A 13,435-nucleotide genomic window follows, 5' to 3' on the forward strand; every position below is an offset into this window, starting at 1 on the left:
GCCACAGGCCCCGGCCGAAGCATGCAAAGGTTGCCATGATGATCGCCCCCCCGCACCGCCACCGAAGCCTGTTCCTGTCGGACCTGCATCTGGGCGCGCGGGGCTGCCGGGCCGAGCGTATTCTGGCCTTCCTTCAGGCGCATGAGGCCAGCGACATCTACCTTGTCGGCGATATCCTCGACCTGTGGCACCCGCCGTTGCCGCACTGGACGCCCACCCATGACGCGATCCTTGCGCTGCTCTGGCAACGGATGCGGCAGGGCACGCGGCTGCATTACCTGACCGGCAACCACGATGCGGCGATGCGCAAGGGGCGGGGCACCCGGGGCCGCCGCGTCGCCATCCTGACCGAAACCGTGCATGTCGCCGCCGACGGCCGGCGCTATCTGGTGTTGCATGGCGACATCTGCGACCGGCGGCTGCTGCGCTGGCATGGACTGACACGGATCGGCAGCCGGCTGGACTGGTTGCTGCGCAATCTTGACGCGCGGCTGCAACAGCTGCGCCCCCCCCTTCGCCCCCGGCGCCGCAGCCTGATCGAGGCGTTGCTGGCCGGCGTCGATGCGGCCCTTGGCCTTGGCAGCGCCAGTGAGATCCGGCTGATCGAGCGCGCCCGCCGCGCCGGCTGTGACGGGGTGATCTGCGGCCATTTCCACAAGCCCGCGCTGCATGACCGCCACGGCCTGACCTATGCCAATTGCGGCGACTGGCTCGACAGTTTCACCGCACTGGCCGAGGATGCGCACGGGCGCCTTTCCCTGTTGCAGGCCGCCGCGGCCCCCGCCCCGGCGGCAAAGTTCGGCCCGCACCTGCCGCTGGAGGCCCGGGCATGACGGCGGCGCTGGTGCTTCTGGCGGGCGCAGTGCTTGCGCTGCATCTGGCTGCCGCGATGCTGGCGGTTTCGCACGCCCGCCGCAGGCCGCCGCCACGGCCGGACGAGACCCCCTTCATCTGCCTGCTGCGCCCGGTCTGCGGTCTGGACGGCCCCGAGCCCGAGACGCTGGGATCCAGCTTTGGCCTTGATTACCCCGCCCATGAGATCGTGTTCTGCGCCGCCCGGGCCGATGATCCGGCGGTGCCGCTGGTCGAGGCGCTGATCCGCCAGCATCCGGGCGCGCGGGCGCGACTGCTGATCGGGACCGATCCGATCTCGGACAATCCCAAGCTGAACAATCTGGCGAAGGGCTGGGCGGGCAGCGCGGCCGACTGGGTGGTGATCGCCGATGCGAACCTGATGCTGCCGCGCGACTACCTGTGCCAGTTGCTGGCGCATTGGGCACCCGGTATCGGGCTGGTCACCTCGCCCCCAGCCGGCACCCGCCCCGAGGGGCTGGCCGCCGCGGTCGAGGCCGCCTTTCTGAACGGGCTTCAAGGGCGCTGGCAACTGGCCGCCGCACGCTGCGGGCTGGGCTATGCGCAGGGCAAGACCATGTTCCTTCACCGCGAGCTTCTTGACCGTCAGGGTGGGCTGGCCGTGCTGGGCCGCGAACTGGCCGAGGATGTCGCGGCCACCCGCGTGGTGCGCAAGGCGGGGCTGAACGTGCGGCTGGTGCCGCACCCCTTCGCGCAACCGCTTGGCCGGCGCCACCCGCGCGATGTCTGGGCGCGGCAGTTGCGCTGGTCGCGCATCCGCCGCCATGGCGTGCCGGGCCTGTTCGCACTGGAGCCGCTGTTGTCGCCGGTGCTGCCGGTGGCGTCGCTGTCGCTGGTGCAGCCGGCGCTGGCGCTGCCGTTCCTTGCGCTTTGGTATGGCGGCGAATGGCTGCTGTGCCGCGCAATGGACTGGCCGCGCGGCGGCCGCGATCTGGCCGCATGGCTGCTGCGCGACCTGTCGCTGCCGCTGCTGTGGGGGGCGACCTTCGCACGGCCCGGATTCGAATGGCGCGGCACAAGGATGGCGCCCGCACCGCGGCGCCGATCAACCCGCGGCTGACGCCGCGGCCGGACAATCGGCTGACCGGCCTTCACGGCCTTCACGGCCTTCACGGCCTTCACGGCCTTCACGGCCTTCACGGCCTTCACGGCCTTCACGGCGACCGGGTCAGGCCCCCGGGGTCAGTCCGCAAGCGCAATGGTGACGCGGCGGTTCTGGCGGCCCTTCTTCTCGATCCGGGCGAATTCGATGCGACCGATTTCGCTGGTCCGGGCGACATGGGTGCCGCCGCAGGGCTGAAGATCGACCTGAGCCGCACCCTGCCCGATGCGCACCAGACGCACCCGGCCCTGCCCGACCGGCGGCATCACCGACATGGTCTTGACGATCGAGGGATCAGCCAGAAGCGCCTCGTCGGTGATCCAGTCCTCGGTCACGGCCAGATCGCGCCCGATCAGCGCATTCAGCCGCTGTTCCAGCTCGGCCACGTCCGAAGGCGGCTCGGGCATGTCGAAATCCAGTCGGCCGCGCTCGGCCCCGATCTGGCCCCCCGTGACCGGAAGGGGAATCACCACCGACAACAGATGCAGCGCGGTATGAACCCGCATGAGGCGGTGACGGCGGTCCCAGTCGAGCACCTGCCGCACCGGGGCACCGATCGGCGGCATCGCCTGCGCCGCGGCGGGAACCAGCGCGATGCGACCGGCCTCGGCCTTGAGGGTGGTGGCGATGGGCAACCGTCCGCCGTCCCACAGCAGATCGCCGCTGTCGCCGGGCTGACCGCCGCCGGTGGGATAAAAGATCGAGCGGTCGATCAGGATCGCGCCCTCGGCGGTGTGGCCGATGACGGTGGCCCCGGCCTCGCGCAGGTAGGGATCAAGCCGGAACAGCGGTTCGGTCATCAGCGGGTGCCCCCGTTGCCTTCGTCGCCGTCGGAATCGTCGCCATCGGCATCCTCATCCTCGTCGGAATGGACGGCGGCGGTGCCTTTCAGAACCTCGTCCTTCTGCGCCTTGGCCGGTGCCGCCCCGGGCGGGTTCATCAGCGCGACCAGTTCGGCCTCGCCTAGCCCGTTCTCGGGCTGCGCCGGGGGCCAGACCTCGCGCGCGATATGCGGCAGACCGATGCCTTCCTCGGCGAAACGCTTGACGATCATGTGGTTGATGTCGGACCGCACCGCGAGCGAGAAGTTCACGTCGCGCAGGATCACCCGGATCTCGAAGCTTAGCACTTCCTGCGTAAAGCCCATGAAGGCGATGGTGGGCGGCGGTTTCAGAATGGCCAGCGGCTGCGCCTCGGCGATTTCGCGCAGGATGCGTTCGACATGGCGGGTGTCGCTGCCATAGGCCACGCCCACCGGCACGATCAGCCGCCCCGTCATGTTGTAGCGGGTCCAGTTCGTCACCCGGCCGGCCACCAGATCCTGGTTCGGCACGATCACATCGGTGCGGTCGAAGGTCTGAATCCGGGTCGAGCGGACCGAGATCGACTTGACCGTGCCCTGCACGCCGCCCACCTCGATCCAGTCGCCTTCGGACACCGGACGCTCGATCAGCAGGATGATGCCCGAGACGAAGTTCGACACGATGGTTTGCAGACCGAACCCGATACCGACCGACAACGCACCGGCGACGATGGCAAGGTTCGACAGGTCAAGCCCTGCGGAATTGATCGCGACAAGGCCGGCAAGGATGATGCCCACATAGCCGACGCCGGCCACCACCGCGTTGCGCCCGCCCTGATCCAGCCGGGTCTTGGGCAGGATCGAGGCCTTCAACGCGCCCTGAAACAGCCGCGTGACGCCATAGCCCACCGAAAACACCACCGCCAGCAACAGGAAGCTGGTGGGCGAAATCCGGGTCGAGCCGATGGTATAGCCTTCGCGGAACCGCGCCCAGATCTCGGTCAGGTCGGCCACCCGCGCGCCCCAGACCAAGGCAAGCAAAGGCACCATGCCCAGTGCCAGCAAAAAGCCGATCAGCACCGGCAACAGCGCGTCGCGGCCGTCGTTCTCGGCCCTTGTGGCCAGACCGTAAAGGTCGATCACCAGCGTCTGAAGGATGAACAGCAGCCCCACAAGGCCCAGCGTCACCCCGGCAGGATAGACCAGCGCCGTGGCGGCCGCGACATAGCCCGCGGCAGCAAGCAGGGGCCCCACGACGCCGATCAGGATCGCCCCGCGCGCCAGAAGCCCGATCAGGCCGTTGCGATAGCTTGTCGGCTCGTCCCCGGCTGTGTCGCTGCGCAGATGTGCCAGCATCAGTTGCCCGATGCGGAACAGCAAAAGCCCCGCCACCACGATCAGCGGGAACACAAAGACCGAGGTCGCCGCCTCGCCCACCCGCGCCGGCGGCAGCGCCACCAGCCGCAGCGCATCGATGGCAATGACGACCCCGAAGGCTGCCGTGTGAAAGCGCCCCTCGCGAAGACGCTCGGCCGGCAGGCGCAAGGGCGCGGACTGGTGGGGGTCTTTCGGAAACAGCCGCCCCGCCAGCCAGCCCGCCGCATAAAGGATGAAGCCAATGGCGGGCAGCGCCTCGACCACGACGGCCGTTCGCGGCCCGGCAAGACCCGACAGGGTGATCGCATGGGCCAGCGCCACGACCCCCGCCACCGGCGCCGCGATCTGGCCCAGCGACACCAGAAGCGACCAGACCTTGCGCCCGCGGGCCGAGGCCTGATCCTGCATCCGCTGGGTCAGCCCCTCCATCAGCGCGCGGCCGCGGGCGATCAGCAAAAGGCCCACCGCCAGCAGCCCCAGCAGCACGGGCAGGTTCTCGCGAATACCGTCCTGAACCTCATTGGACTGCCAGCCTTCCTGCCCCTCGGACCACAGCAGCAGCGTGGCCTCGGACAGGGCGCCGGCGGCCTCGGCCCAGTTGGCCGGGTTCACCGGCAGCGGCCAGTCGCGCAGCAGTTCCTGCGCCTGACGGTCGCGCACCACGCTGTCGATCTCGCGGATCAGGCCGTCGGCGCGGCGATAGGCTTCCTCGGCCGCGGTGACCGGGGCGCGCAGTTCGGCCAGTTCATCGGCCAGTTTCCTGCGTCGCTCGGAGATCTCGGGGGCTTCGGCCGCGCCATCGGCAGGCTCTGGGCCCAGCGCGTCGATCTGGCCCCGGGTCGAGGCGATGCGGCTGGCGTTGATCCCCTGCGCCCGCAGGAACGTGTCGCGCCATTCCACCAGATAGCCGCGCGTCGCATCGTAATCGGCGCTTGGCGTCTCGCGGTCGGCCACCTCGCGTTCGGCGCGGGTGGCGGTCTTTTCCCACGCCCGGTAGTCGGGCGGATCGAACTGGTCGCCATCCTTCGCGGGGCTGCTTGCCTCTTGCGCGACGGCTGGGGCGGCAAACCAGCCGGCCTGCGCCGCGGCACCGGCCAGAACAAGACAAAGCAGCCAAAGCCGCAGCAATCGCACCAAGGGCAGCATCGGATCAGAAATCCTCGAACACCGAAGGCAGGGCGGGCGGCGCCTCATCCAGCCAGCGCGGCACCGGCAGGCCCTTGTCCTTCAGGAAGGCGGGGTTGAACAGTTTGGACTGATAGCGGTTGCCATAGTCGCACAGCACCGTGACGATGGTGTGGCCCGGCCCCATCTCGCGCGCCATGCGGATGGCGCCGGCGATGTTGATCCCGGACGAGCCGCCAAGGCACAGCCCTTCGTCCTGCACCAGATCGTAGATGATCGGCAGCGCCTCGGCATCGGGGATGCGGTAGCTGAAATCCGGGTGCAGCCCTTCCAGATTGGCGGTGATCCGCCCCTGCCCGATGCCTTCGGTGATCGAGCTTCCGGGCGCGTCCAGCGTGCCTTGGGTGTAATAGGAATGCAGCGCGGCGCCCTCCGGGTCGGCCAGACCGATCTTCACGCCCCGGGGCTGAAGCGCCATGGCCACGCCCGCCAGCGTCCCGCCAGAGCCGACGGCGCAGATGAAGCCGTCAACCTTGCCGCCGGTCTGGTCCCAGATCTCGGGGCCGGTGGTCTCGATATGGGCCTGACGGTTGGCCACATTGTCGAACTGGTTGGCCCAGATCGCGCCGCGGGGTTCGGTCCGGGCCAGCGCCTCGGCCAAACGGCCGGAATAGCGCACATAGTTGTTCGGGTTGCGGTAGGGCGCCGCGGGCACCTGCACCAGCTGCGCCCCCGCAAGCCGGATCATGTCCTTCTTTTCCTGACTTTGCGTCTCGGGGATCACGATCACGGTGCGGAACCCCATCGAGGCGCCGACCAGCGCCAGACCGATGCCGGTATTGCCGGCCGTGCCCTCGACGATGGTGCCCCCCGGCTGCAACACGCCCTGCGCCACCGCATCGCGGATGATGTAAAGCGCCGCGCGGTCCTTGACCGACTGGCCGGGGTTCAGAAACTCGCATTTGCCAAGGATTTCGCAGCCGGTCAGTTCCGAGGCCCTGCGGAGACGGATCAGGGGGGTGTTGCCGATCGTGTCGGCAAGGTCTCTTTGGATGCGCATGGCCTTGTCCTTTGCTGTGGCTCCTGTGTAGGGGCGAGGGGGTCGGAACTCAAGCGCCGCCCCTGCGGGAAAGGCGGATCGGCGCCGGTCGGAAAGGCGGGGAACGCACAGGGTCGTCGGCTGGGGCGGATCGCCGGGCAGAGGCGCGCGCCCGGCCCGCCGTGCGGGGGCACAGCCCGCCCGCCGCCCGACTGCGGACGGCAAGGGCACGCGGCCTGCCGTTACACTGCACAAGGCGCTGGATCGGGCAGGAAGCACAATCGCCACGCGCGCCGTTGCCGTGACCGCCGCCGCCGCGCAGCCCCGTCAGGGCGCAGACCGGGCCACCGCCGCCCGCAACCCGTCCCGCTCGCGCTGAAGCCAGAGCGCGGTCAGGATCAGCGGGCCATTGCTGACCGCGCCGGATGCCACCAGATCCATCAGCCGGTGGAAGCCGACAAGATGGCCGCGGATATCCTCGGCCTCGCCCTCGATGCCAAAGACGCCCTCGACCCCGTCAGGCAGATCGGCAATCGCCACGAAAGAGTAAAGATATTCCGCCTTGGCTCCTGGCGTGGGGTAGTAATTCGCCACCGGCAGCACCGCCCCCAACGCAAGGCCGGCCTCTTCCACCGCTTCGCGGCGGGCGGTGTCCTCGGGGGTTTCGCCGGGATCGACCCGGCCGGCGATCGGCTCCAGCAGCCACGGCTGGCCATCACCGCGGGCAAAGGGGCCCATGCGGAACTGTTCGACCAGCAACACCCGGTCGCGGACCGGATCATAGGGCAGCACCGTCACCGCATCCCCCGACAGGAACACCGCACGATTGACCTGCGGACTCATCTCGCCATTGAAGCGGCGATAGCGCAGGTCATATTCCTCGACCGCGAAAAACCTTGCATAGACCTGACGCCGGCGGGCCACCGCCAGATCGTCGGGGCCGGGCCGGCGGCATGGCCCCGACGGGGCCTCGGCCGCCGCGCGCACCCGGCTGGCCCCATGCACCAGCATCATCCCGTAGCGCGCCGCGACCGACCGGGCCGGAACCTCGGGCCACAGCGCCATCACATCGCCCGCAGTGGCGGCGACGGTCGGCCCCCACTGCGCCGCCCATGACGCGGCTTGCCACGGGCCGGCGTCTGGCACCGCCAGCAGATGGGCCGTGGCCGTGGCCCCCGCCACCGTGACCGTCCCCGGGCAAAGCCCCACGGCAGTCTGGTAAAACCCAAGCCGCGCGGCCTCGTCCGGGCCAAGCGTGACCAGCAGCCCCTCGGCCTCGGCCCCCGGCGCTGCGGCCAGCCCCACACGCGCCCGATCGGCGCAGATCGCATGATCCGCCAGCCGCGCGGCATGGCCCTGAACCGCGCGTCCCAGAACCGCCGCGCGCAAGGTATCAGATGCCAGCGGACCGGCCAGAAAGACGCGGACAGAGGTCACGACCACCGCCGCCCGGCCCATTCGGCCAGCGCACCCCCGACAAACCCGCCCACCAGCAGCGCGGCCAACAGTTCAGGCGCCAGCGCAAGCCTTGCGTGATCCAGCATCAGATCCACCACCCCGACCAGCGCCTCCATCGGGCCGTGATACAGCTTGCGCATGGCGCGGATCAGCATGATCTGGATCGAATAGGCCAGCAGCCCCCAGAACAGGATGGTCACGGCGGTACGGACCCCGGTGCCCATCGCCACCCCGAACCCGCGCCCGGCCAGCGCGCCACTGATCCGCCAGCCGCAGATCAGCCCGATCAGCGCCGCCGCCGGACCGAAGGTGGCGGTGGGCGTCCCTTCGGGCAATTGCTGCCCGAAAAGCCCGCCCGCCAGAAAGCCCAGCGCGGCAAACGCCAGCGCGGCGAAAAGTTTGGCTGCCGTCGGCATTCCCACCTGCCCCAAGGGGCCGTCTCAGGCGGCCCGCATTACCGTGATCTGTGTCACGTCGCAGTTTCGACCGTGGAAAGAGCCCGCGCAAGAGGTGAGGTAAAAGTTCCACATGCGGCGGAACCTCTCGTCAAAACCCATCGCCGCCACCCGATCCCAGCGTTCGTTGAACGTCTCGTGCCAGCGGCGCAGCGTCATGGAATAGCTTTCGCCGAACTCGATGCTGTCCACCACCGTCAACCCCGCCCGGCCGATCTCGGCCCGCAGCGCCATCGGAGACGGCAGCATTCCCCCCGGGAAGATATATTTCTGGATGAAATCAACGCTGCGGCGATAGACCTCCCAGCGTTTGTCCTGAACGGTGATGATCTGAAGCGTGGCGCGGGCCTCGGGCTTCAGCCTTTCGCGCAGGGTCTGGAAATAGACCGGCCAGTATTTCTCGCCCACCGCCTCGAACATCTCGATCGAGGCGATGCCATCATAGCTGCCACGCTCGTCCCGGTAATCCTGCAAGCGGATCTCGACCCGGTCGGACAGGCCCGCCCGGGCGATCCGCTCGACCGCGTAATCGTGCTGCGCCTGACTGATCGTCAGGCCGGTGACGCGCAACCCGCGTTCCTTGGCGGCATATTCGGCAAACCCGCCCCAGCCGCAGCCGATCTCAAGCACATGATCGCCGGGCTTCGCCCCCATCCGATCGACCATGCTGGCGTATTTCAACCGCTGCGCTTCTTCCAGACTTTCCTGCCCGGTGCGGAACAGCGCCGAGGAATAGGTCATGCTGTCGTCCAGCCACAGGGCATAGAACTCGTTTCCAAGGTCGTAATGCGCGGCAATGTTGCGCCGCGCCTGCCGCCTGGAATTGCCCCGCAACCAGTGGCGCAGATTTTCATAGGCACGCAGCAAAGCCATGCCGGGAAAGCCGTCATAGACGCCGTCATTGTCGGCATGAACCAGATCCATGAAGGCTTGCAGGTCCGGCGTGGACCAGCCGCCATCCACATAGGCTTCGCAGAAACCAAGATCGCCCTCGCGAATCAGCCGGGCGAAGATGTCGGGATCGTGGATGTCCAGTTCCGCCACCGGCCCTGGCCCCGCCCCCTCGACCCGGAACCGGCGGCCGTCGTCCAGAACGAAATCCAGCCGCCCATGCCGCAGGTTCTGCATCACCTCATACACCTGCGAGAAATATCTCGGCAGATCGTGCTGCCCCCGCGTGCTGACCAGTGCCGTCATCCCGTTCCCTTCCCGTTCCGGCGCCTGCGCGCCCTTTTCATTTGTTGCGTTGCCCATAGGCGGCAAGGGCGCGCTCTCGCCCTGCCACAAGCGACACCACCGCCGCCGGATAACGTTGCCGCGGCGACAGCCCCCAACTGCGCGGCGCAGCCTCGAAGAACGCCAGCGCCTCGGCACCCGGATCGCGGGACAATTCTGCCACAAAACGGCGGCGATAAACGCTATCCGCGTCAAATTTCCCGGCCTGCGTCGCCGGGTTGAAGATGCGGAAATAGGGCGCGGCATCCGGCCCCGATCCAGCCACCCACTGCCAGCCCAGCGCATTCGCAGCCGGGTCCCAGTCGATCAGACAGTCCTCGAACCAGGCCTGCCCCACCCGCCAGTCGGTCAGAAGATGCTTGGTCAGATAGCTGGCCGCGATCATCCGGGCACGATTGTGCATGGTGCCGGTCACAAACATCTCGCGCATCGCGGCATCGACGAAGGGCTCGCCCGTCATGCCGCGACGCCAAAGCTCGGCCTCGGGGCTGTCGCCGCGCCAGGGGAACGCGTCCCACTCTCCCCGCCAGTTGCGCAAGGCGATCTCGGGGGTGTGATGCAACAGATGCCAGGCGAACTCGCGCCAGACCAGCTCTTGCAGGAACTTGGCCGCACCCGCCCGCCCCTCATCCAGCGCCCGCATCCCGGCATGCCAGACGGTGCGGGCCGAAATCTCGCCATAGGTCAGGTTCTCGGACAGACCCGAGGTCACAGCCTCGGCAGGCACGTCGCGCAGCGCCGCATAACGATCCACCGGCCCATCCAGAAACCCGGCCAGCCGCGCCCGCGCCACCGCCTCGCCCACCCCGACATGGCGCGCCACAACACCCGCCCCGCGCACCATGGCCTGCCCCAGCCGCCAGTCCTCCAGCCGGTCGGACGCCGGCCAGACCGACACCGGCCGCACCTCCTTCGGCGTCGGAAGCGGCCCGCCCACCGGCCGATCCCTCACCGCCCGCCAGAACGGAGTGTAAACCCGGTAGAACCCACCCTGCCCGGTCTCGACCTCCCAGGGCTCGTGGATCGTGTGGCCCGGATGGCTCACCGCCTCCAGCCCACGCGCCTTCAAGCCGGCCTTCACCCCCTCGTCCCGCGCTCGCCAGCCGCGTTCATAAAGCCGCCCCCAGCGCACACCCACAGCCCCGACCTCGGCCGCCAGATCGGCCAGAACCTGCAAGGCCGGCCCCCGCCGCAGCACCAGACGACTTCCCACCGCCTCCAGCGCCCGGGCAAACACCTCAAGCCCCAACCCAAGCCGCCACTTCGGCGCAGCCCCCAACGCCTCGGTCTCGGGATCAAGGATGAACACCGGCAGCAAAGGACGCCCCGAGGCCACCGCCTCGGCCAGCATGGGATTGTCCGCCAGCCGCAGATCGCGCCTGAACCACAGAATAAGCGGAGCCTCTGACATCTGACCTTCTGCACCTCGTTTCAACACATTACGCCACAGCCGCCGAACCGGATCACTCCATCCGGCTACGACCTTCATTCTGGCAGAAATATCCTCGGGGGGAGCCCGGCCCCCAAGGGCCGGGCCGGGGGGCAGACAGCCCCCCGCGCGAACGTCAGAGAACCGCGTCCAACGCCAGCATCAGCTGCGCCACCTCGGCCTCTGATGTGTAATGCACGAAACTCAGCCGCAACACGCCCTGGGCCGGATCGACCCCCATCGCCGCCAGCGGGCGCACAGCATAGAAATCGCCCGCACCCGCCATGATCCCCTGCGCCGCCAGCGCCGCCGCCACCGGCGCCGCCGGCCGGTCAAGCGCGATCGCCAGCGTCGGCGCCCGCAGTTCCGCCTGCCGGGGCCCCAGCAGACGGATGCCGCGCCGCCCCGCCAGTTGATCGAGAAGCGGACGCAGCAGCCGGATCTCATGCTCGCGCATCAGGCGGTGAACCGCCCGGTTGCGGTCGACCGGGCCGGCGATGCCGGCGGCTGCCAGCCGCGGATGCGCCTCGCCCGCCCCGCCCCCTCCGACCGCCGCGGCGGCGTGATGGACGTGCACCTCGTCGATGTAATCGGCCATCCCGGCGCAGGCCGCGACCTGCGCATGATCCGGCCCCGCAGGTGTCAGACGCTTGAACAGCACATCCGCGTTGAAGAAATGCCCCTGCGCCGGCAGCATCCCGGCAAAGGCGCGGCGGATCAGCATCAGCCCCTGATGCGGCCCATAGGTCTTGTAGGCCGAGAACAGATACACATCCGCCCCCAGCGCCCCCATGTCCGGCAACCCGTGCGGCGCATAGCTGACGCCGTCGACACAGCTGAACGCACCCGCCGCGCGCACCGTGGCGCAGATTTCGGCCACCGGGTTGATCTCGCCCACCACATTGGAACAATGGGGAAAACAGACAAGCCGCACCTGCCCGTCCGCCAGCAGCGGCACCAGTCCCGCAGGGTCGAGATGGCCGGTGTCCGGGTCGATCTTCCATTCGCGGATCTCGATCCCGTCCTCGGCCAGCCGCCGCCACACGCCCGAGTTCGCCTCGTGGTCCTGATCGGTGACCACCACCGCCCCGGCCCGTCCCTTCAGCCAGCCGCGCACCGCCTGCGCCAGCACGAAGGTATTGGCCGAGGTCGAGGGACCGAAGGACAGCTCGTCCTCATCCACCCCCATCAGCGCGGCCAGCCGGCTGCGCGCCTCGTCCATCTCGGCGCCCGCGGCATGGCTGGCGGCATAGGCGGCATAGGGCTGCACCTTGCGCTGGTGATAGAACCGGAACAGCCGGTCGATCACCGCGCCGCAGGTATAGGACCCGCCCGCATTTTCAAAGAACGCCTGCCCCGCCAACGACGGCTCGGACAAGGCAGGAAACCGCGCGCGGACAAAGTCGATATCGAGGGTGGTCATGGCATCTCCGGGGATCATCGGCCAAGGCTAGACCCCGCCCCTTTCGCTGACAAGGTGCCGCCGCCCCGACGCTCAGGCCGTCACATCCACCACCACCCGGCCCTGCACGCCGCCCTTCAGGATCGCCTCGCCCAGCGCCGGCAGATCGGCCAGCGTGGCCGGACGGACCATCGCCTCAAGCTTGTCCATCGGCAGTTCGGTGGCAATCCGCGCCCATGCCCGCACCCGGTCGGGCAAGGGGCGCATCACGCTGTCGATGCCCAGCAGGTTCACCCCGCGCAGAATGAACGGCACAACCGTCGCCGGCAGCGCCGCCCCACCGGCCAACCCCACCGCCGCAACCGAGGCACCATAGGCCATCTGCCCCAGAATGCGGGCCAGCATCGCGCCGCCCACCGCATCCACACAGCCGGCCCAGGTCTCTGATTCCAATGGGCGCTTCACCGTTTCGGCCAGATCCTCGCGCGGAACGATCCGTGCGGCACCCAGACCACGCAGATAGTCCGCCGTCTCGGGCCGCCCGGTCACCGCGGCCACCCGGTAGCCCCGCGCCGCAAGAATCGCCGTCGCAACCGAGCCCACACCCCCCGCGGCCCCCGTCACCAGCACCTCGCCCGATGCCGGCACCAGCCCGTGATCCTCAAGCGCCATCACCGCCAGCATGGCCGTCAACCCGGCGGTGCCCACGGCCATCGCCGCCCGCGTCGTCAGCGTCTCGGGCAGCTTCACCAGCCAGTCGGCCTTCACCCGCGCCTTCGTCGCATACCCGCCCCAGCGGATTTCCCCGACGCGCCAGCCGGTCAGCACCACCCGATCCCCCGGCTGAAACCGCGGGTCAGCCGAGCTTTCCACCCGCCCCGCGAAATCGATCCCCGGCACATGCGGCCAGACCTTCACCAGACCGCCCCCCGCCCCAAGGCACAGCCCGTCCTTGTAGTTCAGGGTCGAGTATTCGACCGCAACCGTCACCTCGCCCTCTGGCAGGCAGGAGTCCTCCAGTTCCCGCACCACGGCGCGCGTTGCACCTGCGGCATCCTTCTCGACCACCAGCGCCCGAAACATGTTCCCACCCCTCGCGTTCAGTGCCATCCCGCCCACACCGGCCCGACAAGCCGT

General features: G+C 69.0%; 11 protein-coding genes. 2 read left to right on the top strand and 9 right to left on the bottom strand.

What is annotated here, in order from left to right:
* Nucleotides 1-38: 38 nt before the first annotated feature.
* The gene (locus CRO07_RS05960) at nt 39-833 is read left to right on the top strand and encodes a UDP-2,3-diacylglucosamine diphosphatase (protein ID WP_235840940.1); all 795 of its coding nucleotides are present in this window, start codon (nt 39-41) and stop codon (nt 831-833) included.
* Nucleotides 830-1,933 carry a glycosyltransferase gene (locus CRO07_RS05965; protein WP_097029761.1) on the top strand — a complete coding sequence of 368 codons (1,104 nt, stop codon included), beginning with the start codon at nt 830-832 and terminating at the stop codon, nt 1,931-1,933. Before CRO07_RS05960 ends, CRO07_RS05965 begins: the two co-directional genes overlap by 4 nt.
* A gap of 122 nt (nt 1,934-2,055) precedes the next feature.
* Here CRO07_RS05965 and CRO07_RS05975 read toward each other — a convergent pair whose 3' ends face one another.
* From CRO07_RS05975 to CRO07_RS06015, 9 genes are all read right to left on the bottom strand, one after another.
* Nucleotides 2,056-2,775: an alanyl-tRNA editing protein gene (locus tag CRO07_RS05975; RefSeq protein ID WP_097029762.1), complete on the bottom strand. Its 720-nt coding sequence runs from the start codon at nt 2,773-2,775 to the stop codon at nt 2,056-2,058.
* Nucleotides 2,775-5,297 (bottom strand): DUF3772 domain-containing protein, encoded by a 2,523-nt coding sequence (locus tag CRO07_RS05980; protein WP_097029824.1) that lies wholly within the window; start codon nt 5,295-5,297, stop codon nt 2,775-2,777. Before CRO07_RS05980 ends, CRO07_RS05975 begins: the two co-directional genes overlap by 1 nt.
* Nucleotides 5,298-5,304: 7 nt before the next feature.
* Nucleotides 5,305-6,339 carry a cysteine synthase A gene (locus tag CRO07_RS05985; protein WP_097029763.1) on the bottom strand — a complete coding sequence of 345 codons (1,035 nt, stop codon included), beginning with the start codon at nt 6,337-6,339 and terminating at the stop codon, nt 5,305-5,307.
* A 306-nt stretch (nt 6,340-6,645) separates the two neighbouring features.
* The gene (locus CRO07_RS05990) at nt 6,646-7,776 is read right to left on the bottom strand and encodes an NUDIX domain-containing protein (RefSeq protein ID WP_097029764.1); all 1,131 of its coding nucleotides are present in this window, start codon (nt 7,774-7,776) and stop codon (nt 6,646-6,648) included.
* Complete coding sequence (locus tag CRO07_RS05995) at nt 7,752-8,192, bottom strand: TrgA family protein (RefSeq protein WP_097029765.1); 441 nt, start codon at nt 8,190-8,192, stop codon at nt 7,752-7,754. Before CRO07_RS05995 ends, CRO07_RS05990 begins: the two co-directional genes overlap by 25 nt.
* A 24-nt stretch (nt 8,193-8,216) precedes the next feature.
* Nucleotides 8,217-9,428, bottom strand: a complete 1,212-nt coding sequence (locus CRO07_RS06000; protein WP_097029825.1) for an SAM-dependent methyltransferase — start codon at nt 9,426-9,428, stop codon at nt 8,217-8,219.
* A gap of 37 nt (nt 9,429-9,465) precedes the next feature.
* Complete coding sequence (locus CRO07_RS06005) at nt 9,466-10,878, bottom strand: cryptochrome/photolyase family protein (RefSeq protein ID WP_097029766.1); 1,413 nt, start codon at nt 10,876-10,878, stop codon at nt 9,466-9,468.
* A gap of 154 nt (nt 10,879-11,032) precedes the next feature.
* Complete coding sequence (locus CRO07_RS06010; RefSeq protein ID WP_097029826.1) at nt 11,033-12,319, bottom strand: aminotransferase class V-fold PLP-dependent enzyme; 1,287 nt, start codon at nt 12,317-12,319, stop codon at nt 11,033-11,035.
* A gap of 72 nt (nt 12,320-12,391) precedes the next feature.
* A complete protein-coding gene (locus CRO07_RS06015; RefSeq protein WP_097029767.1) occupies nt 12,392-13,381 on the bottom strand; it encodes an MDR family oxidoreductase in 990 nt (329 codons plus the stop codon).
* Nucleotides 13,382-13,435 lie beyond the last annotated feature (54 nt).

Origin of the sequence: Cereibacter ovatus, from assembly GCF_900207575.1 — a bacterium.
Lineage (GTDB): Bacteria > Pseudomonadota > Alphaproteobacteria > Rhodobacterales > Rhodobacteraceae > Cereibacter_A > Cereibacter_A ovatus.

Bases quoted from the DNA above. Each gene is read 5' to 3' on its own strand.
- CRO07_RS05995 (WP_097029765.1), bottom strand. From the start codon at position 8,192: ATGCCGACGGCAGCCAAACTTTTCGCCGCGCTGGCGTTTGCCGCGCTG.
- CRO07_RS05975 (WP_097029762.1), bottom strand. From the start codon at position 2,775: ATGACCGAACCGCTGTTCCGGCTTGATCCCTACCTGCGCGAGGCCGGG.
- CRO07_RS05990 (WP_097029764.1), bottom strand. From the start codon at position 7,776: ATGGGCCGGGCGGCGGTGGTCGTGACCTCTGTCCGCGTCTTTCTGGCC.
- CRO07_RS05985 (WP_097029763.1), bottom strand. From the start codon at position 6,339: ATGCGCATCCAAAGAGACCTTGCCGACACGATCGGCAACACCCCCCTG.
- CRO07_RS05965 (WP_097029761.1), top strand. From the start codon at position 830: ATGACGGCGGCGCTGGTGCTTCTGGCGGGCGCAGTGCTTGCGCTGCAT.
- CRO07_RS06005 (WP_097029766.1), bottom strand. From the start codon at position 10,878: ATGTCAGAGGCTCCGCTTATTCTGTGGTTCAGGCGCGATCTGCGGCTG.
- CRO07_RS06000 (WP_097029825.1), bottom strand. From the start codon at position 9,428: ATGACGGCACTGGTCAGCACGCGGGGGCAGCACGATCTGCCGAGATAT.
- CRO07_RS06015 (WP_097029767.1), bottom strand. From the start codon at position 13,381: ATGTTTCGGGCGCTGGTGGTCGAGAAGGATGCCGCAGGTGCAACGCGC.
- CRO07_RS06010 (WP_097029826.1), bottom strand. From the start codon at position 12,319: ATGACCACCCTCGATATCGACTTTGTCCGCGCGCGGTTTCCTGCCTTG.
- CRO07_RS05960 (WP_235840940.1), top strand. From the start codon at position 39: ATGATCGCCCCCCCGCACCGCCACCGAAGCCTGTTCCTGTCGGACCTG.